Below are 21,847 nucleotides of genomic sequence, written 5' to 3'. Positions count from 1 at the left end.
CAAATGCTTACAAACAAAAAAACTAAAATTGTAGCCACACTTGGGCCAGCATGTAGTACAAGAGAAATCATTAAAGACATGATTGACGCCGGTGTGAATGTGTTTCGAGTAAATTTTTCGCATGCGGATTATGAAGATGTGAAAGAGAAAATAAATCTGATACGAGGTCTTAATGAAGAATTTGGCTACACAACAGCAATTCTGGGTGACCTACAAGGTCCAAAACTTCGTGTAGGAATTATGGAAGAAGGAGTTGTAGTGCGAGATGGTGACCTAATTACATTTACCACTGCTGAGGACATCCTTGGGACCGCTAAAAAAGTATTCATGAAATACAAAAACTTTCCAAATGATGTAAATCCAGGGGAAAGAATTTTACTTGATGATGGTAAACTAATCTTTGAAATTGTTGAGACTGATAAAAAATCAGAAGTTATTGCAAGAGTAATTCAAGGAGGAGAATTAAAATCTAAAAAAGGCGTTAACTTACCCAATACAAAAATATCACTCCCGGCACTGACGGAGAAAGATATTGCAGATGCTATTTTTGCGATTGGCCAAAACGTAGACTGGATTGCCTTATCATTTGTAAAAACACCAAGAGATTTACAAGACCTACAGGAATTGATTGCAGAGCATTCTGAGTATAAAATTCCAATCATTGCCAAAATAGAAATGCCGGAAGCGTTAGAAAACATAGACAAAATTGTTGCCTATTGTGATGCATTGATGGTTGCTCGTGGAGATCTAGGTGTTGAACTTCCTGCTCATGAAGTACCTTTAGTCCAAAAAGAATTGATTCGCAGAGCTAAAACAGCTCGTATTCCTGTAATTGTGGCTACACAAATGATGGAAACAATGATCACCAGCCTTACGCCAACTCGTGCAGAAGTGAATGATGTGGCCAACTCAGTGATGGATGGTGCAGATGCAGTGATGCTTTCCGGAGAAACAGCAACTGGAAATTATCCCGTTCAAGTAATTCAAAAAATGGCACAAATCATTGAAGCGGTTGAAGATTCTCCACTGATTCAAGTACCCCAAAATACCCCACAGATAAAAACCAAACGCTTTATTACTAAAACAATATGTCATCACGCTGCAACCATGGCTAATGTAATCAAAGCTAAAGCAATTTGTACCTTGACAAATAGTGGCTATACCGCATTTCAAATTTCAGCTTGGAGACCTAATGCACATATTTTAGTGTTTACCTCAAACAAAAGAATCCTTACTCAACTTAATTTATTATGGGGTGTAAAATCGTTCTTCTATGAAAAAACAGTAAGTACTGATGATACAGTAACGGATATAAACGAAATTGTACGACAAAAAGGTTTTGTACAAAAAGGGGATTATCTTATTAACTTAGCAGCTATGCCAATTAAAGACAAAGGAATGGTTAATACCTTAAGGGTTTCTGAAATAGAATAAAAGCCATTTAAACAAATATTATAAATCCGTCTCGTTAGATAAACAAGACGGATTTATTGTTTTTCAGAAAATAAAAAACTCTATTTACTTCGAAAAATTTAAGAACAATTAAACAGTCTTCTGCAAAATAAAATTTACATTTGAATAACAAAAATTATATCAACCATGAGTTTTAATTCAAAAAATCCATTTTTAAATAACAAAACTTTTTCGGCTGCAGTCTCAAAAAAAGAGGAAATACATCAAGCGACGATTATTGATTATAACGACGAGATGACTTTATCAGGCACTATCAATAAGAGTTTAATCTTATTTCTACTCCTTACCGCTTCTGCAACAGTAATCTGGTGGTTAACGTTTAATGGCATGAACCCGATGGTTCCGGCCATAGGAGGCGCTATTGTTGGGCTCATTCTAGTAGTGACTGCTGCATTTAAACCACAATATTCTCCGTATTTAGCTCCCGGCTATGCGGTGTTTGAGGGTTTATTTATAGGTGGGATTTCTGCTATATTTGAAGCGATGTATCCCGGTATAGTACTCCAAGCCGTTGGAGCAACATTTATAACTTTTATGATTTGTCTGGGACTGTATAAATATAAAATTGTAAAAGTGACAGAACAATTCAAATCAGTAGTTGTGGCTGCTACTTTAGCCATCGCAACGTACTACCTTATATCGTGGATGTTTTCCCTTTTCACTAGTTTTGAACCGGTACATTATGGCAACTCCATGATGAGTATTGGAATTAGCGTTTTTGTTATAGTGATTGCGGCTTTAAATTTATTTTTAGACTTTGATCGCATTGAAAAAGGTGCTGAACAAAAAATGCCGAAATTTATGGAATGGTATGGAGCAATGGGATTAATGGTTACCCTGGTATGGCTATATATTGAGTTTTTACGATTACTTTCTAAATTGAACAGTAAAAACTAATAGCATGGTTTCATTAAAAAAGTAAAAACCTTTCTAATTGGAAAGGTTTTTACTTTTTTATGCAGCTTTTTCAAAAGCAATGTAATGACTTAGCTGTCCTTTAATATTGAAAACCGGAAATCCCTTTATCAAACAGGCATAAATATCTCCGTTTTTTTTATAATTCATAACCGTTTTCTCAAATGGCTCCTGGTCTGCTATTGCCTTACGGATCTCATTTGAAATGGTTAGATTTGTGGCCTTTCCTTGAAACATTTTTGGACTTTTCCCCAAAACTTCGGCTTCCACATATCCATTCATTTTTTCTATGTTATGTGAAGCAAAAACGATCTTAAATTTAGCATCTGTAACAATTATTACTTCTTCTTTAAGGCTGTTTCTTAAATCCCAGTTGTTATGAATCCACCTGTTTTGTGAAGCAATTGAATTGAGCTTGTTTATATCCAAAAAAAATTTTTTTACTGCTGTTAAAAAATTATTGTGAAAATCCCAGCAATAAACGGGAACCGTTTTAACACTCAAGCTATTGTGATACAAAGCTATAGCATCTTCATATTGTTTAAGATTAGTCATGATTTTTCTATTTAAAAGTCAAATGTAATTTTATTTACAAATATAAAATAACAATTATAAGACTTTAACCATTGTTGAACGCACCAAACACTAAATTAAAAATCAAATTTTAATTGCACCACAACAAATTTCTTCTCCTCAGTGTTTAAGTTACTTAATGATATTCCTAGTAAACGGACGGAATCCTTCATACGCTCCTGATATAGTAATTCCTTTACGATTTCTAAAATTAATCCTTTATCTGAAATAAAGTAGGGTAACGTTTTACTTCTAGTTTGTTGCGTGAAGTCACTATATTTGATTTTTAAAGTAATCGTTTTTCCTGCTATACTGTGTTTTTTTAATCTTTTTTCTAAGGTAGTCGCAATACTTTCTAATTTTTCTATCATAAAAATTTCAGATGACAGATTCACATCAAAAGTGTGTTCCGCAGCAACTGACTTTGTAATCCTATTAGATTTCACTTCACTATTATGAATTCCTCGAACCACGTTAAAATAAAAATTACCTGATTTCCCAAAATGTTTTTCCAAAAACTCTAAGGACTTCCCTTTTAGTTCCACTCCTGTAAAAATACCCAACTGGTACATTTTTTCAGTGGTAACTTTCCCTACGCCATGGAATTTCCGAATGGGTAATTCTTCCAGAAATAAAATAACTTCATCTGGAGTGACAGTTTTTTGTCCATTAGGTTTATTGAAATCACTAGCGATTTTTGCGACAAACTTATTAACCGATATTCCTGCCGAAGTAGTCAAACCTACTTCATTGAAAATACGTTGCCGTATTTCCTGAGCCAATAAAGTAGCACTTGGGTTTCCTTTTTTATTATTAGTAACGTCTAAATAAGCCTCGTCGAGCGATAATGGCTCTACCAAATCCGTATACTCATAAAAAATCTTTTGAATTTTATCCGAAATTTCCCTATACCGATCAAACCTTGGTTTTACAAAAATAAGTTCGGGACAATTTTTCTTGGCCATTATGCCACTTATTGCACTACGAACCCCGAATTTTCTGGCTTCATAACTCGCAGCAGCCACTACACCGCGATTTTCAGATCCTCCCACCGCAATAGGCTTACCTCGCAATGATGGATCATCCATTTGCTCCACCGAAGCGTAAAAAGCATCCATGTCAACGTGTATAATTTTTCTATTTGGAATTAATTCCTGCATGATAAACAAATTATTAATCGCTCCTTTTTCGACTCTCTTGTACCAACTTACAAATCTTTAGGCACTTCAGTATGTAAATAATTTTTGACTACAATGGATTTTTGCTTCTCTTCTGTGGGGAAAAAGAAACTTAAAGGTCTTGATTTAAAATGGATCCAAATAGAAATCATCACAAATCGTAATTCAAATAATGAGATGGCCCTAGAACGGAATGCAAGACCTAAAGAAAGACTGAAACTAACCATAAAGTTAACCAATCCCATTATTCCTATTCCGAAAATTCCCCAAAACAACATGGAATCACTTACTTCATAATTTGCTCCATATAATCCCAACGCTAAGTTTCCGCTACCAAAGGTTATATGCCTGACATCAAGGTTTAATCCCAAGAACAACCCAATCGAAACGGTACTCCCCATGAATATACCAAACCAAAAATTAGAAATAATACCAGCCCATCTTTTTTCATACAGTTTAGCTAGCTTCAAAGTGCTAGTTTTTCCAAAACTCCTTTTTAGCCAGGGATGCTCTATAATTCTGAAATAAACTTGATTGTGTTTGTCTCTGTTAGCTACACTCCCCGAAATAATTCCTGATAGAAACAGGAATACTCCTGCAATAGCAGCGTGAAAAATAGCCAATGAATGTATTGGACTTAAATCAATAAGCAACCTTTCCCACTTGGATGCGGCAATATTATAATCTAAAAAACAATCAATTAACCAAATGCCAAGTAATGATATTGGAAAAGCCATTATTACATTGCCTACAAAAGCAATGAACTGAGAGCGAAAAACACGTGCAAAAAGAATAGAAAAAGCTTTATATTTTTCGGAATCCTTACCTTGTTTTAAACCCCCTTCTTCAAGCGCTTTAATCAATGCCGAAGCCGTCATGGCCGGTTGCTTTGTTGCTAGAGTAAACCCTAATAGATAAATAGTGATAAATCCCAGAGCGTAGTTTACGCTATAAAGAAACGCATGTCCAAAAAAACTGGTATCCACCTTAGCAAGCATTACTTTAATAACACATAAAATACCCACTATCAAACCACCTCCTAATGCCGTTCGGAACATTTTAAAATATTCATGACGGTTTTCTGTAATATAATGTTCTCCCGTTTTAGCTGTATGCTGTGTTATTTCATACGATATCAATTGTGTGCTTTCACCAATGAATTTGCGAACATTATTCTTGTAACAATTGTATTTTATCAACTGCAACATTAATGCAATTGCATTACTCCTTTTTTGTTCCTCTTTATCTATTATTAACAACGGAATTAAATGCTTTAATCGATCTAATTGTTGCCTTATTTTTAATAAGTTTTGATTTACACGAAGCGAAATCCCATACTTTGAACTGTTATGAAACGCTTTGTCGACAAAACTTTCACATTGTTTATGCAAAACTAATAACTGAGCATAAGACAAATCATGTGAAGTAATAAAATGATTATCTGAATTTCTGATCTTATCTTCCAGATGAAATAATTCTTTTTCATAAGCAGAAAATGGGCTTGCATAATCATCAAACTCGGGTACCATTTTGATTACATCCGTTTCCATAGCCCGCCCACTAATGCGCTGAGTGATTAGGTACATTGCAAACAACAATTCTGACAAAGCTGAATTTTGTACCGGATTTTCATAAATGGATTTAAATTTTAGAAGACTGTATAATTCTTCCAACTGACCAACCGGAATCTTGTTCATCCAGATCGTATCTGTAGCTAAATAGAATACCTGATTAAGAATGTATTCTAAAGTATTTATTTGAGGCTGATAGGGCAAAACCTTCGCGAAAATTCTTTTTTTGACTTCAAAAATAAAATCTACATCTTGTAGAATAGCTGCGTCAGATAGTATTTTATTGAACTTTTTATCTTTTAAAATTTCTTTAAGGTAAATGGAAAGCTGTTTGCGACAAGAATAATTTTCTTTTAGAAAAGAAATAATTTCTTGTAAGTCTACCGTTTCTACTTTTTTAGCTTTCAACGGGCGAATGAGCCTTATCAACTCAATTAAGGGTACTAAACTGTCATTTGTTTCTCGCCAAGATTCTGCTTCACCAAAAAATTCAGTTAGTATTCCTGCTGGTGTTGACTTTGATTTTACTTTAAAAAATTCTATCATGACTCCATTCAATTTTTGTAAAAATACAAATCAAAAAAGAACTTTCAGCAACTTACTCATAAAATAGCGATTACAAAAAACCACGAAACTTTTAGTTTTTTATTTTAAATTGTTATTTTCTATTGGTTTAGAGAAGACTATCCAAGTCAAAATTTAAATTCTAAAAATAGGGACATAAAGCGTAAACCCAAAAAGTAAAATATTTGATACCTTTGAGCAAGGCATTCATCCTGTAAATTGAAAATAGTAGACTAAAAAACTTCTTTTTAATATAAAAAAGCGATTACAGAAGCTTTTCCCAATACAATTTTTATCCGTGCAAAACCAAAGCTGATTATCAAAATGAATGTTCAAGATATTTTAAAAACAACAAAGAAATGATTGAAATAGAAAGAAAATTTTTAGTTAAAAACGATTCGTTCAAAAAAGAAGCTTTCGCAGAAAGTCCTATTGCACAAGGTTATTTAAGTTCCGTTCCAGAGCGAACAGTACGTGTACGCATAAGAGCTAATAAAGGATATCTGACTATAAAAGGCGCTTCTAATAGTAATGGACTCTCTCGTTTTGAATGGGAAAAAGAAATTCCTGTTACCGAAGCTAAGGCACTATTGCTTTTATGTGAAAAAGGAGTCATCGATAAAACTCGTTTTGAGATAAAAAGCGGAAACCATATAATCGAAGTGGATGAGTTTCATGGCGAAAATGAAGGATTGTTAATCGCCGAAATTGAACTTGATTCAGAAACCGATGTCTTTGAAAAACCAAATTGGCTCGGGCAAGAGGTAAGTGGAGACGTACGGTACTACAATGCCTATATAAGTACTAATCCTTTTAAAAAATGGTAATTATTTTGCCATTATTTCTATGGTCACTTGCATTCCTCCGCTACTTTTATTAGACGTAATATCCATAAATGCACGTTTTGAAAGATCAATTTCTCTAGACTTTACAAAAGGTCCTCTATCTGTTATTTCGACAACCACAGATTTTCCGTTCTTCTCATTAGTCACCCTTACCTTAGTCCCAAAGGGCAACTTTTTATGTGCTGCCGTATATTTATTATTATCAAATTTTCGGCCACTAGTGGTTCTCCGCCCATTAAACTTATCCGCATAATAAGAGGCATGAGCCTCTTTCTTGAAAGGTTTGAAAACCGCTAATACATTAACCAGAGAATCTATTCTTTTTTCTTCAATATCAGGTGCCATTTTACTCTTTTTGATAGAGTCTCTTTGAAAGGAAGCTTTTTGTCTATCGCTCATAGAAGTTTGACTACTGACTAAGCTAATGACTGCCAGTAAAAAAAACAAAGTAATTGATTTTTTCATATATATTGTATTAGTTGAATCTATTTTACAAAAACCATACCTAGATAAAAAAAGCTCTATTTCTAGAGCTTAATTCGTTTTTTATAACCAGATATTCCATGGAATTCTACTCAAAATAAGGACTAAACCTAAACCATAAAAAATTGAAAAGGTTTTAAATTTTGATTCACTCGAAATTATTTTTTTATGTTTAGACCAACCTATTGTAATTAATACAATTGCAATAATATTTATTAATGGATGTTCCAATGAAGTCAGACGTAATGCCTTATCCGCCATTTGTCCTAAAGAAGCGAAACCTAACGGGGATACAAAATATAAAATGACACCAATCAATAATTGGATGTGGATTGCTATTAAAGCAAACAATGCAATTTTTCGATCTTTTGAAGCGAACTCTTTTTTAGAAAACAATCCGATGAAGGAGTTAACCACTGCAACCACTAATACCAAAAGCGCTAAATAAGCCCATCCAGAATGAAATTTTTGAATAAAATCGTACATAAATAATATTTTTGTTTTAACAAATATAAGAAAAAAAGGCATAAAAAAACCACGCTTTTCAACGTGGTTTTAAATATTCAATAGCTTAAAATACGCTTATTTACCAAAAATGTATCTAAGTGTGAATTGTGCTTGCCAAACATCAAAAGTTGAAGCATTTTTCTGGAAAGTATCTTTAATTAAAATTCTACTACCATCAGCTTCTACTTGAGTTGCTAATTGGAAAAACGGTACATTCACAGTAGCTGTTCTGTAATTCAAGACATTTGCATTAGTCACCCTTTGTGTAACTCCCCAATCTTTATTAATAAAATTGGTAAAGTTTAAGATATCTGCTCTGAATTGGAAATTGTTCTTTTTTCCTGCGATTGTAATATAAAAATCTTGAGTTGCTGATAAATCCAAACGATGTAACATAGGTAAAACCCCTCCGTTTCTCTGTGCATACTGCCCTCTTCTTGTAGAAAGATATTTATCTTGACTGATGTAAGAATCATACGCTTGTTGTTGTTGCGCTTCAGTATATGTAGTTACAACATTAACTCCATTTACAACATTTGTAACTGGCAATGGTTGAAAACGAATCTCATTTCCATTTTTAGGAACGTAAATCAAGTCATTATTGTTTACTCTATCTCCATTCATATCTCCTCCGTAAGAGTAAGAAAATGGTCCTGCTTGCTCTCCGATATACCCTAAGTTGATTGAAGTCGCCGCACCAACATTTTTACCATATTCGATTTTGTATCCTAAAATACCAACTAATCTATGTGGTGTGTTGTTGTTAGACAATGCTAATGGTAAATTGTTATTTCCATTTACAGATCTAGCACCAGTCCATGAACCAGAAGCAATAGAACCTGGAGATAATAAATCGTTAGCACTTGAATGTGTGTAAGCAAAAGATCCCCAAAGACCTTTTTTGTATGGATACTCTAATTTAAAAGTTGTAGAATAAAAATATCCTCTATCCGTATTAGTTAAAACTACCGCACTTGAAACATTGTCATTTACACGAACACCCGCATCCGTACGCGCATATCTTGGTCTGTTATCCGGACCACTGAAAGTTCCAACAGGCGCATCAAAATTACTGTTGTAATAATGGATCGCATTAATATTTCTTTGAAAAATCCCTTCTATAGTACCTACAAAACCTAAAGGAAGTTTTTGATCAACTGCAACATTGGTTTTCCAAACTTGAGGAAACTTAAATTTTTTATCGGTGAAAGCCAATTCAAATGTAGTTGGAAGAGTTGGTGTATTTGGAATAAAATAATCATTAGGATTTGGAGTAAAACCATATCCTCCTGATGCTAATGCTGTACCACTCACGTCAACAAATCCTGTAAGTACTCCATTATTACCAATCGCATTCGATAAATAAACAGAAGGTGCTCTACCGGTAAACACACCACTACCTCCACGAAGAAGCGTAGATGAATCACCGTTTAAATCTAAATTAAAACCAACTCTAGGCTCTAACAAATACTGTGTTTCAGGCATCTCCCCAGTATTAAACTTTTGCCCTTGTGCAAAAGTTAAAGCAGTAACTGCTGGATTTTCAAGAGCCGTATCAGCAAACCAAACTGCTGAAGCACGAAGACCAACTGTTAATTTGAATCTATCACTCAATTTCATTTCGTCCTGAGTATACAAATCTAATTTATTAGACTTAAATACTTGTAATGGTTCTTGAGCTCCCGGCAATGCAGAATATCTAAATTGGAAACGTGCAGGAAGTGCTGTTGTAGATGGCGCTCCTCCAGTATTTGCTGATTGATTAGCTGCTGCATAAAAATCAGTTAATGAATTAAATACATAAACACCATTAGAACCAGAGAAAAACAAATTACTTGATTTGAAATGCTCAAAATTAGAACCAAACAATAAAGAATGTTTACCTATAGTTTTGGTCAAATTATTGGTAAAGTGTAAAGTAGAATAAGAAAGTTTATTACCCTGTGTAAATGGATCTAAACCTGCAGAAATAAATGTGTTTGATCCATTTAATATATCAATTGTTGGGAACAAACCTCCACCTTGTAATGCTCTATCTTCAATTTGTTTGTCGTAACCCGCAATAAAGTTATTGTACCAAGAATTACTTAATTTACTGTTTAATTCTAAAACTGCTGATCTCGTATTATCTTGAATAACGTATCCGCTATTTTTGAAGGACATAGCAAGCGGACTTGTTCTTCTGTTTCCAAAACCTAATGAATTTGAGTTTGATGTCAACTCATCAGAATTTGAGTTATGAAAAACATAACGAGCCGTCAATTGATGATTGCTATTAATATTCCAGTCAACTCTGGCAAGGAATTTTTTTGAAATTCTTTCTGCATCATAATTTTCCCAAGGCCCAGTCGTGTAATTAAACTTGTCTCTTAAAAAATTAGAAAGTGTTTCCATTTGCGCATAAGTAGGCGCCGAAACTTGAGCACTTGGTTGTGGTGAACCTGTAGAAGTCCAAGTGGTAGCCGGGCTTATGTTTTCTATAGTTTCAAAATTTCCAAAGAAAAATAATTTATCTTTAATGATTGGTGCACCAATTCTGGCTCCCCAAATCTTTTCTTCAAATTTTCCAGGAATTACTGTTCTTTCTCCTGCTTTAGTTCCTATAAAGTCTTTCTTATTGCTTCGGAATGAATGGTAAACTGATCCTTCCACTTCGTTTGTTCCACTCTTAGTAACTGCATTTATTCCAGATCCTAAAAATCCTGATTGACGAACATCATAAGGAGCTATACTTACTTGCAATTGTTCGATTGCATCTAAAGAAATAGCTGTTGAACCTGTTCTTCCTCCTGCTTGTGAATCACTACCTAAACCAAAACCATTATTAAAAACAGATCCATCAATAGAAAAATTGTTTAATCTTGAATCTTGTCCTCCAAAAGTACCATTACTACCCGCATTGGCATTGTACTTTGTAATTGAGTTTATAGAACGTGCGCCTGTTACCGGTATAGCTGTAATTTCTCTATTTGTGAATTGTTGAGATGCTCCAGTTCTACCTTTATTAAAATTTCCTTTAGATTTTGTAGAAACAATTACTTCATTCAAAGCATTTGATTCTTCTTCTACTACAACATTTACAGTTAAATTATTTCCTAAAGGTGCATTGATTTCAGTAATTTCTGTTGTTTTATAACCTACGTAAGTTACTTTTACGGTGTAAGGACCACCTGGTCTAATTCCTTGAACTGCATACCCTCCATTAGCACTTGTCGTAGAAAAATATTTCGTTCCTGTAGGCTTATGAACAACCTCAACTGAAGCTCCAGGAAGAGTTTCTCCAGAATTTGATTTAACAGTACCAGACATAGCAGAACTAGTAACCTGCGAATGACCTACAACTGATAAAAAAATAATCAAAATAAAAATAATTCTTTTCATTTTTGTTTTTTTGTTTAGTTTATTAATTTTCAGCAAAAATAAAACATTTTTGCTTTAAAAAGTTAACATAATGTTAAGGATATCCTTTTTCAAAATAGGAATTTTAACTTTAAATGATTTTTCTTGTTTTTTGTTAAAAACTCCTATTATTAGGTATCATATTAATTTTTTATTAATTTTTTCATAAAAAAAGTTGAAATTTTACCTTAACTCACACTCCAATTTCTTCTAAAAAAGGATTACAACAGCGTTACTTTTACAAAAAAAAGCCCTAATTACTTAAAATCAGGGCTTTTGAATCTCATATGTTCTCATGAAAAGATCAAAAAGTTTAAATTACATTAAAAATTATTAAAAACAGTGATTAAAAAAATCCTATTTATTCAATAAAAAATGGTTTAGTAAAAAAGCCGTAGAACTATCATGGCTTTTAACTGTTTTCGTGTTAATTTCTTCTAAAATTGAATTCGCTAATTGTTTACCCAATTCAACTCCCCATTGATCAAAACTAAAAATATTCCAGATAACCCCTTGTACAAAAATTTTATGTTCATAGAGCGCAATCAGAGAACCTAAAGTTTCCGGGGTAAGTTTTTGAATCAAAATAGTATTGGTAGGTTTATTACCAGAAAAGACTTTAAAAGGCAGGAGAAATTCTGCTTTTTGTGCGGCAAACCCTTGTTGCTCAAATTCAGCTTGAACTTGCTCTTTTGATTTTCCATGCATTAACGCTTCTGTTTGTGCAAAAAAGTTAGACATTAACTTATCATGATGATCATTATCACCGTATAAAGGGGTTACAAAACCTATAAAATCCGCTGGGATCAACTTTGTTCCTTGATGAATCAATTGAAAGAATGCGTGTTGGGCATTAGTACCCGGCTCTCCCCAGATGATAGTTCCTGTTTGATAATTTACCGGCTTCCCATCGCGACCCACGCTTTTACCATTGCTTTCCATTGTACCCTGTTGCAGGTAAGGCGCTAGTTTTTGCAGATACTGTGTATAGGGAATTAAAGCTTCGCTTTCTGCCCCAAAGAAATTATTATACCATATACTCAATAAGGCCAAAATTACTGGCATATTTGTATCAAAATCAGTGGTTTTAAAATGATCATCCATTTTATTGGCCCCTTTTAAAAGTCCATTGAAATTGTCATAACCCACCGCTAAACTTATCGTAAGTCCTACTGCACTCCATAGGGAAAACCTACCTCCAACCCAATCCCACATAGGAAAAACATTGTCAGGATTTATCCCAAAATCTGTTACTTTTTGAATATTTGTAGAAACTGCAACAAAATGCTTAGCCACATCTTCTTGTTTTGCAGACTGTAAGAACCATTTTCTGATTGTCTCAGAATTAGTTAGGGTCTCTTGTGTGGTAAATGTTTTAGAAACAATTACAAAAAGAGTAGTTTCTGGATCTAATTTATTTATGATTTCATTTACATGATCTCCATCTACATTAGAAACAAAATGAACATTTAAATGATTTTTATAGAACTCTAAAGCCTCAACAACCATAGCGGGTCCTAGATCAGAACCTCCTATCCCTATATTAACAACATCCGTGAAGAGTTTTCCTGTAAACCCTCTTCTTTCTCCTGAAGTCACTTCATCCGTAAAGGCTTTAATTTTATTTTTTACATCATACACCTCAGGAATTATATCAATTCCGTCGACAGTAGTAACTGCTGATTCATTGGCACGCAAGGCAGTATGCAATACAGCTCTATTCTCTGTTTGGTTGATGAGTGCCCCATCAAAATAATCTTTAATCGCACTTTTCAAGCCAACTTCAGTAGCCAATTCTAACAATAGTTGAATTGTTTCTTGATTGATAATATTTTTAGAATAATCGATTAAAAAATCATTCCACTTCAAATTGAATTTTTCTGTTCTCTCTCCGTCTAATAAAAACAGCTCTTGCATAGAAGCTTTTTTCATCTCTAAGTAATGAATTTCAAGTTTCTTCCAAGCGCTTGTTTCTGTTGGGTTTATTGTATTTAAAGCCATTTATAAAAAAATTGTAGTAAGGTTAAAAATTTAGGCAAAAATACTCAAATTAGTTTTAATGGAAAAAGTGTTTCGAATTATATCACAATTTAACAACAAAACCACAAATTGTACCACTTTGAAATTGTCCCAAGCCCCTCATTTTCAAAAAAAATACGGTTAAGCTAGCGCTGTACAATTATAAATTAGCAACACTGTCTAATTGAAATTTTAATGGGGTGATTGTTTTAATAAAATGATTTTTATTACTACCACTCATTGGCTCTCCATTAGGCAATTTAAGTTTTAGTGCATCTACTTGTCTACCGTTTTTCCAGAAGCGATAACATACATGCGGTCCTGTAGCAAGACCTGTACTCCCTACTAAGCCAATAACTTGACCTTGATTGACCCGTTGTCCGCGTCTCACCAATATTTTGGACATGTGCAAGTACTGTGTCGAATACGTTCCGTTGTGTTTTACTTTTACAAAATTTCCATTTCCCGCAGTAAACCCACTTTGTTCTACAATACCCCCTGCGGTAACGGTAATGGGAGTTCCGCGAGGTGCAGCATAATCCGTTCCTTTATGTGCTTTCCAACGGTGTTGCACCGGATGAAATCGACTGGATGAAAACCGTGAGGATATTCTGCTGAATTTTATTGGTGATTTTAGAAAGAAATTTTTTAGTGTTTTCCCTTCTTCATTATAGTATTGTATTTTATCTGAATTAGGGTTCTGAGCAAAAGGAAATGCATAAATAATTTTCCCTCCATATTCAAAAAACGAAGCCTCAAGTTCCTCGACCCCATCATAAACCGTATCATTTATATACCGCTCCGTAAAAGTGATTGCAAAACGATCTCCTTTTTTAAGCTTCATGAAATCGATGGAATAGGCATAAATTTTGGCGATTTTGCTTGCTAGAGCCCCTTCAATTCTGGCATTTCCTAAAGTCTCAGACAATGATTCTTTTAAAACTCCGCCAATAGTGCGTCGTTTAATGGTAATGGGTTTGGTTTTTTTATAAACCACTAGTGCTGTATCACGGAAATCAACTACGTAATAACTTAAATTATCGGGTTGATAGATAAAAACCTCTAAATTATGTTTCTTGTTTTTAGATCGCAGGATTGTAAAAGGTTTATTTATCCTGATGCTTCTCACATCAAAACTGTCTCTTACTTTGGCAATAATATCATATACTTTTCGCTCTCCAATGTTCTGCTCTTCTAATAAGGTCCCAAAAGTATCTCCTCTTTTTATAGTATCGTGGACTACATTAAAATCAGCATATACAAATCCGAACTCACTTTTTTTAGGAACAACTTTCACTGTTTTCTCTGGCTCTATTTCCTTTTTTTTGTTACATGATATTAAAAAGAATAGTGCTATAATAACTATAAATATTTGTTTCAAACCTTGTTGTTTTTTATTCAATCTACATTTCTACTCCCCAATTGTCTAATTCATGGCTACTCCATAATTCCGGGAAGAAAATTCTTCTCTGGTATTTGGGATGCATGTATTTTTTCCAGTCACTTCCTCCAGTAGCTTCGCCATCTCCTTTCCCGCTTTGATCAATATATTTTTTTGCTGTATTCAAATGTTGCATTACCCACGTAATATTCACCGTATAATCATAATGGCGCATCGCTTGAATTAGTTCTGGATTTTTTTGATCTAATTCTGGTAATTGTTTGAATTTTTGCCAAATATTAATGGTATTGTATTCTTCCATATGGCTCAGGAACAAATTCTTATATTTTTTTTCAAACTCCTCCAATAAAAACGATTTTTTACCGGTGTGATAATCCTTACCTGCAGCTTGCCAATACAGGTGCTCTAAAGCAAAATCGTATGATGTGTTTCTATCTATTGAATCTCTATAACGGTGATCGATCAAATTTATTAGGTCAGTAGACGAAAATTCTATTAAACGATATTGTGCACTTTGAAAACCGCTAGCAGGAGTCAGCGTATTTCTAAACTTCATGTATTGTTCTACTTCCATTCCATCACCCATAATGCTAAAAGAGGTCGTTAACATATCAAAATAACGGCTGATTCTCATTAGTCGTTCTGTAAAAAAGACCGTATTGATATTCTCACAATATGAAATTTGCTTCATTTCCCAAAGTACCATCTTAAAAATCAATTCATTCACTTGATGGTACATAATAAAAACCATTTCATCAGGAAGCGTAGTTCGTTGAATTTGAAGACCTAACAAAGCATCTGTTTGAATATAATCCCAGTATGTAATGGGTTTTGACCACAACAATCCCTCTAACTGGGTCTCCGTTTTTTGATTTATTGCATCGTACTTAAGCTCAATTTCTTTTAAAATAGCTTCTGAATTTTCATTATTGTTCATTATTTTTTTGTTTTAAAAGGATTTTTCAACCCTTTGTATGCATCAAGATCTGCTTTAATTGAACCTACTGCCAGACTGGCTTTTATTCTTAACGGTACTTTATTATCATCATCCGAAATCCATACGGTAAGACTTTCTTGTTCTTTAAAAACCCGCCCGGATTGTACTAAAGGCCTAAAAATCATTGTAGGAACAACACCAAATTTTGTAGTTATGCTTTCTCGTCCGATAAATTTTAGTTTGAACTTTGTAGTCTCATCATCAAAAAACATATCGATTGCCACTGATTCCCCAATCTTTAACTTATCAATAGTAGGATAATTTCTTAAATAATAAAAGGTAGATAAAATATCTTGTGTGTTTTTTGGAATGTATAGCGTTTTTTCGGTCTTGTGTTTGTAATCTTTTACAACAACTTTATTGGTAGACTGATTAAAAAAGCCTTCTTGGTTTTTAGTATACCCGCCTTCATTAATTTTTCGGACAAACTGGTATGGATTTCTGGTTTCCTTATCAATATAGCTTTCATAAAGATCATCTACTTTGAAAAAAAAGCGTGACATTCCTGTTGTATAGCCTTTACCCACTACATGAAAAGTCTTTTTGTTATTGACAATTGCATCTTTTACCTCCAGGGTAGCATAACCCGCATTGACAATCCCGTAATGGATCCTAAATTTAAACCATTCCCCCACATCGTAAGCGTCCTCTTGGGGAGAATCAAAACTTACGGTAATAATCAATACAAAGAATAAGATTAGTTTTTTCATTACTTAATTTGTCAAGATACTGTCTGTAAGCAAATTTTGTTCCAAATATATTAAAACAAAAAAACTCAGTCAAATAATGACTGAGTTTTTATGCTATTAACTAACCAAAAAACTATAAACTATGAAATTTATATGAAATCAGGAAGGAAACCACCCCTTCCCTTTTTGCGAGTGCAAAGGTAGCTAACAAATTCAGTTATTTTAGTGAAAAATAAAGTTTAACACAACATTTACAAAAAAACACGCTATTCATCGATTATTTTTTCACTATCTATAAAAATAATGCTTTTTTATAACGTTCCTCGCAATTGCTGTTCTCTCTCAATTGATTCAAATAGCGCTTTAAAGTTCCCTGCACCAAAACCTTTGGCTCCCATTCTTTGTATAATTTCAAAAAACAAGGTTGGTCTGTCTTGGACCGGTTTTGTAAATATTTGCAGTAAATATCCTTCTTCATCAGCATCAACCATGATGGCTAATTTTTCAATTTCATTTAAATCCTCCTTCATCATTTTCATGTGATCGCCCAATCGCTCCGGTATTGCTTGATAATAGGTATGCGGAGGTGCCGATAAGAATTCGATTCCTCGCGCTTTAAGTTGAGATACTGTCTGGATAATATCATCGGTAGCTATTGCGATGTGCTGAATTCCAGGTCCACCATAAAAGTCAAGGTATTCCTCTATTTGTGATTTTTTCTTTCCTTCGGCAGGTTCGTTGATTGGAAATTTGATTCTTCCGTTTCCATTAGACATTACTTTACTCATCAATGCGGAATATTCCGTATTGATTTGCTTGTCATCAAAAGAAAGAAAATTCACAAATCCCATTACTTCTTCATAGAACTTCACCCAAGTGTTCATTTCGTTCCAACCCACATTTCCCACCATGTGATCAATGTATTTTAAACCGGTTGGTTCTGGATTGTAATCTGATTTCCATTCCTTATAACCTGGCAAGAAAACACCATTGTAATTTTTGCGCTCCACAAAAATATGCACGGTTTCCCCATAAGTATAAATCCCGGAACGCACTACTTCTCCATGCTCATCTTTCTCTACTGTTGGCTCCATAAAAGAGCGCGCACCCCGCTTCATGGTTTCTTCGTACGCACTAGTGGCATCTTCTACCCAAAGAGCGGCAACTTTCACGCCATCACCATGTTTTCTCAAATGCTCATGTATGGGAGAATCTTGCGTTAAGGGTGTGGTTAATACAATACGAATCTTATCTTGTTTTAAGACATACGACGTTCTGTCTCTCACTCCGGTTTCTAATCCGGCATACGCCAAGGATTGGTAACCGAAAGCTGTTTTATAATAATGTGCGGATTGTTTTGCATTTCCTACATAGAATTCTACATAGTCGGTTCCCAATAAAGGAAGGAAATCTTGTGCTCCTTCAAATATTTTTTCGAGTCCGTATTCTACTGATTTTACTTCTTTTGACATGGTATCTATTTTTTGATTCGGTATCGCTAATTCCAGAACGCCGTTGACGCTACTACAATAGATTTACACAGATTAAATTATTTAAAAAATATTATTGATTATAATAAAGCCAAGCCCTGATGGAAACGGCATCCTTTTTCTAGCTTCTTTAGTCAGGAAAAGATAAAGTGTACAGCAGGAAATAGCTCCTGATTATTCTACCCAAGATTTATAATACTGGCCATCATCAAGTCCCATAGCCACTTCGGTTACCATTAACGGACGGAATGTATCAACCATTACCGCTAATTCGTGGGTTTCAGTATGACCGATGCTGCGTTCCATTGCTCCTGGTGCGGGCCCATGCGGAATCCCTTTTGGATGCAATGTAATGTGCCCTTGCTCAATATTGTTGCGGCTCATAAAATCGCCATCTACGTAATACAACACCTCATCACTATCGATATTACTGTGATTATAAGGCGCCGGAATTGCTTTTGGGTGGTAATCATACAATCGCGGACAGAAGGAACAAACTACAAATGTCGAAGTTTCGAAAGTTTGATGGACTGGTGGCGGCTGGTGCACGCGACCTGTGATAGGCTCAAAATTGTGAATACTGAATCCGTAAGGGAAATTATATCCGTCCCAACCTACTACATCAAAGGGATGCGAAGCGTAAACGAATTCGTGTATCATTCCTTCTTTTTTGATTTTGATTAAAAAATCTCCTTTTTCATCGTGCGTTTCTAATTCTGTTGGCAAAATAAAGTCACGCTCGCAAAATGGAGAATGTTCCAAATGTTGACCTGATTCGTTTTTATATCTTTTAGGCGTATAAAATGGAGCAAATGATTCTACATAAAACAATCGATTTTCCGTTGTTTCAAAATCAATTTGATAGATTATTCCGCGAGGAATAATCAAGTAATCACCATATTCGAAAGGAATATTTCCCATCATGGTGCGCAATTTTCCTTTTCCTTTGTGAATGAAAATCATTTCATCGGCATCGGCATTTTTATAGAAATAGTTTCGTAATGATTGCCTTGGCGCGGCTAACCCAATAGTACAATCTTTATTGACTAACATCGCTTTGCGACTGTCCAGAAAATCATCTTCCGGTTTTAGCTCAAACCCTTTTAATAATAACGATTTTATGTTTTTTCCAATGGCAATTTTCGGCTCTACCGAATAGGATTTTAGAATTTCCTTTACCTGTGTTGGTCTGTGAACGTGATATAACAAAGCGGAGTGTCCGTGAAAACCTTCTGTTCCAAAAAGTTGTTCATAATACAATCCACCATTTGGCTTTTCGAATTGCGTGTGTCTTTTTTGGGGGAAATTTCCCAATTTATGATATAAAGGCATGATTTTTTTGTTTAAAAGTGATAGTCTTAAAGTTTAAAGTTTCATCGAACTAAACTTATTTAATTAAATCAAAAAAATGCAATCTATTCGGGATTCCTCTTGATGAGAAATTGCAGATATCCTAATAAACCGCTCCAAGTTGTTTTCATGATAACAAATATCGGAATTAATATTGAAATAAATTACAATTAAAACATAAACCCAATGCTGAACCAAGTAAAGCCTTTGGGCTGTTCTGGTGACCAGGAATATTTTATCTCTACAGGGCCAATTACGGTTTCTAAACCGTATCCTACTGCATATCCTGAGTATTTTGGAATAGAGATCCAATCTACAATCTCGAAAATCCGATCACCGATATTAGCAAAATTTGCCGAAAAATTGACATGATTTTTTTTATAAAATTCATAATCTACTGTTGCTGTCGATTTTATATAACTATTGGCAGCTACACTCAAGTAATCGTATCCATACAAATATTTGAAGTTATTAAGCGGATTATATCCATACCCTCCCAAAATAAAATTAAAAAACGAAACACTTTCCTGACCAAAAGAAAACCCAGCATCCGTTTGAAATTTTACTGTTGCGTTTTTGAATAAGGAAGCTGCTACACCAAAATCAGCTTTAGCAATCGAAAAGGGTTTGAAATCACCGGTATAATTAGACGAGAGCAAATATGATTGAATATCTCCGGTAAAATACCACCCGTTTTTAGGGAAATATTTATTATCAAAAGAGTCAAATTTCATATAGCCGAAAAGACTTAGATAGTTACTATTGTCAATCGTTGGGTCAACATTGGACAATGTTTCGGATTTTATCTTTAAATATTTCAACTCAACTCCTCCTCCAATTAAAAATTTTTGAACAAATAAAGATTGAAAATAAGCTTGATTCGTGAGATCCATGAAATCCACATTGATAGAATTAATCCCTAAACCTTCTAAATTCAAACTGCTTATTTCTCTGGCAATATTTCTATTAAATTGATTGTAATTCGATTTAAAACCAAAACTTAAATTAAATCCATTTTCAATATAGTAGTCTAAATTATATCTGATATTATCTCCTAAAACAACATCAAGAGAAGCGATATCGTTTTTAAAAAGTGTTTTTTTGCGGGTCAAATTTACCAAAACACCACTTTTGAACAAATTATCATAATGCAATCCGAATTTCAAATACGTTTTTGTTCCATTTTCTGTTAAACTGATATTCAGATCTACATTCTCTTTATTTGGTTCCAATGAATACGAGATAGCACTAAAATTTTGAGTGGCATTGATATTATTAATTCCCTTTAACAAATCATCATAACAGGTCTTTGTTCCTGGTTTGAATTTTAATTTACTAATGATATACTCTTTTGTATAATTATCTAATTCATTGCTATTTATAGCTCCTATCTGCAAGCTATCCGAATAAAATTTAAGCTTAGGCTTTCGATACGGATTGGACTCATCAACAATTTTTTTTATTTGTTCATAAACCGCAAAAGTAGCTTCTTCCCCTTTTCTAATTATTTCTTTTCCTTTGTCAAAAGAAATTACACCGTATTGTGTTACATCGGGTCTGATATAAATATCGGTGTCACTCACATTTCTCTTCATTCGCTCTATAGATTGAAGATTCGTAATTTGCACTAAAATCTTAGTCGCATCCTTGAGTTGTGTCCTGTCCAATAAATCATTTTGAACATCAACACCTATAATAATATCCGCCCCTAATTTTCGTACTTCCTCAATGGGATAATTATTAACAACTCCCCCATCAACTAAGATTTTTCCATCAATTTCAACAGGAGAAAACAAAGAGGGAAATGCAGAGCTGGCAATCATCGCTTGAGCTAAATTGCCTTTATTCAACAACACTTCTTCCCCTGTTTCTATGTTGGTACCAATACATAAAAAAGGAATTGGAAGCTGATTAAAATCCTTTACATCTCTTACATTTCTTGTTATCCTACTCAATAAGTTATAATTGTACATTCCTTTTGACAATGCCTCCGGAATTCCAATTTTCATTTTATTAAACGGCAAAACCAGCGCATACAATTCGTCGTTTCTTCTTTCGTAGAAATTTTTGGAAGATCTGGGAATAAAATCATTGATTAATTCATTGAAATTTGTGGCCTGAAAAATAGAATCAATCTGATTTGCATTGTAACCCGAAGCATAAAGTCCGCCAATAACAGCTCCCATACTGGTTCCTCCAATGTAATCAATCTTGACACCTGCTTCTTCTAATACTTTCAGAACTCCTATATGAGCAAATCCTTTTGCACCACCACCACTCAAAACCAAGCCTATCTTGGGTCTTTTTTGCGCTTGTGAAAAAACCGTTAAGCTGCTTAAAACAATCAGTAATAGTGTGATTTTCTTCATAAACAGCAATTTATTCCGTCATC

General features: G+C 34.1%; 16 protein-coding genes. 3 read left to right on the top strand and 13 right to left on the bottom strand.

Annotated features, from left to right (window positions below; translation table 11 throughout):
- Window positions 1-3: 3 nt before the first annotated feature.
- Both pyk and ACNQF9_RS05195 read left to right on the top strand, forming a co-directional pair.
- Window positions 4-1,434 carry a pyruvate kinase gene (gene pyk / locus ACNQF9_RS05200; protein WP_417989756.1) on the top strand — a complete coding sequence of 477 codons (1,431 nt, stop codon included), beginning with the start codon at window positions 4-6 and terminating at the stop codon, window positions 1,432-1,434.
- 165 nt (window positions 1,435-1,599) lie between these two features.
- Window positions 1,600-2,370, top strand: coding sequence for a Bax inhibitor-1/YccA family protein (locus ACNQF9_RS05195; RefSeq protein ID WP_417989755.1), 771 nt, complete (start codon window positions 1,600-1,602; stop codon window positions 2,368-2,370).
- Window positions 2,371-2,427: 57 nt separating this feature from the next.
- Here ACNQF9_RS05195 and ACNQF9_RS05190 read toward each other — a convergent pair whose 3' ends face one another.
- The 3 genes from ACNQF9_RS05190 to ACNQF9_RS05180 all read right to left on the bottom strand — a co-directional run bounded on the left by ACNQF9_RS05190 (window position 2,428) and on the right by ACNQF9_RS05180 (window position 6,256).
- Complete coding sequence (locus ACNQF9_RS05190) at window positions 2,428-2,943, bottom strand: PAS domain-containing protein (RefSeq protein WP_417989754.1); 516 nt, start codon at window positions 2,941-2,943, stop codon at window positions 2,428-2,430.
- 95 nt (window positions 2,944-3,038) lie between these two features.
- Complete coding sequence (gene dinB, locus ACNQF9_RS05185) at window positions 3,039-4,121, bottom strand: DNA polymerase IV (RefSeq protein WP_417989753.1); 1,083 nt, start codon at window positions 4,119-4,121, stop codon at window positions 3,039-3,041.
- 47 nt (window positions 4,122-4,168) lie between these two features.
- Complete coding sequence (locus ACNQF9_RS05180) at window positions 4,169-6,256, bottom strand: recombinase (protein ID WP_417989752.1); 2,088 nt, start codon at window positions 6,254-6,256, stop codon at window positions 4,169-4,171.
- A gap of 377 nt (window positions 6,257-6,633) precedes the next feature.
- On the opposite strand from ACNQF9_RS05180, the gene ACNQF9_RS05175 reads away from it, so the two are divergent.
- Complete coding sequence (locus ACNQF9_RS05175) at window positions 6,634-7,101, top strand: CYTH domain-containing protein (RefSeq protein WP_417959175.1); 468 nt, start codon at window positions 6,634-6,636, stop codon at window positions 7,099-7,101.
- Here ACNQF9_RS05175 and ACNQF9_RS05170 read toward each other — a convergent pair whose 3' ends face one another.
- From ACNQF9_RS05170 to ACNQF9_RS05125, 10 genes are all read right to left on the bottom strand, one after another.
- Window positions 7,102-7,518 carry a septal ring lytic transglycosylase RlpA family protein gene (locus ACNQF9_RS05170; RefSeq protein ID WP_417959174.1) on the bottom strand — a complete coding sequence of 139 codons (417 nt, stop codon included), beginning with the start codon at window positions 7,516-7,518 and terminating at the stop codon, window positions 7,102-7,104.
- A gap of 147 nt (window positions 7,519-7,665) precedes the next feature.
- Entirely contained in the window at window positions 7,666-8,088 is a 423-nt protein-coding gene (locus tag ACNQF9_RS05165) for a hypothetical protein (protein ID WP_417959173.1), read from the bottom strand.
- A 96-nt stretch (window positions 8,089-8,184) separates the two neighbouring features.
- Window positions 8,185-11,490: a TonB-dependent receptor gene (locus tag ACNQF9_RS05160; protein ID WP_417989751.1), complete on the bottom strand. Its 3,306-nt coding sequence runs from the start codon at window positions 11,488-11,490 to the stop codon at window positions 8,185-8,187.
- A 375-nt stretch (window positions 11,491-11,865) separates the two neighbouring features.
- Window positions 11,866-13,509, bottom strand: a complete 1,644-nt coding sequence (pgi, locus tag ACNQF9_RS05155; RefSeq protein ID WP_417989750.1) for a glucose-6-phosphate isomerase — start codon at window positions 13,507-13,509, stop codon at window positions 11,866-11,868.
- A 178-nt stretch (window positions 13,510-13,687) separates the two neighbouring features.
- Entirely contained in the window at window positions 13,688-14,908 is a 1,221-nt protein-coding gene (locus ACNQF9_RS05150; protein WP_417959170.1) for a M23 family metallopeptidase, read from the bottom strand.
- Window positions 14,909-14,930: 22 nt separating this feature from the next.
- Window positions 14,931-15,866 (bottom strand): tryptophan 2,3-dioxygenase family protein, encoded by a 936-nt coding sequence (locus ACNQF9_RS05145; RefSeq protein WP_417989749.1) that lies wholly within the window; start codon window positions 15,864-15,866, stop codon window positions 14,931-14,933.
- Window positions 15,866-16,636, bottom strand: a complete 771-nt coding sequence (locus ACNQF9_RS05140) for a DUF3108 domain-containing protein (protein ID WP_417959168.1) — start codon at window positions 16,634-16,636, stop codon at window positions 15,866-15,868. Before ACNQF9_RS05140 ends, ACNQF9_RS05145 begins: the two co-directional genes overlap by 1 nt.
- A gap of 290 nt (window positions 16,637-16,926) precedes the next feature.
- Window positions 16,927-18,087 carry a 4-hydroxyphenylpyruvate dioxygenase gene (hppD, locus tag ACNQF9_RS05135; protein WP_417959167.1) on the bottom strand — a complete coding sequence of 387 codons (1,161 nt, stop codon included), beginning with the start codon at window positions 18,085-18,087 and terminating at the stop codon, window positions 16,927-16,929.
- 192 nt (window positions 18,088-18,279) lie between these two features.
- Window positions 18,280-19,437 (bottom strand): homogentisate 1,2-dioxygenase, encoded by a 1,158-nt coding sequence (locus tag ACNQF9_RS05130; RefSeq protein WP_417959166.1) that lies wholly within the window; start codon window positions 19,435-19,437, stop codon window positions 18,280-18,282.
- A 188-nt stretch (window positions 19,438-19,625) separates the two neighbouring features.
- The gene (locus tag ACNQF9_RS05125; RefSeq protein ID WP_417989748.1) at window positions 19,626-21,824 is read right to left on the bottom strand and encodes a patatin-like phospholipase family protein; all 2,199 of its coding nucleotides are present in this window, start codon (window positions 21,822-21,824) and stop codon (window positions 19,626-19,628) included.
- Window positions 21,825-21,847 lie beyond the last annotated feature (23 nt).

The sequence above is a fragment of the Flavobacterium amylolyticum genome, from assembly GCF_048284335.1.
Taxonomy (GTDB): Bacteria; Bacteroidota; Bacteroidia; order Flavobacteriales; family Flavobacteriaceae; genus Flavobacterium.
The sequence above is the reverse complement of the archived record's forward strand: the minus strand, read 5'-3'. Positions and strand labels throughout refer to the sequence as shown.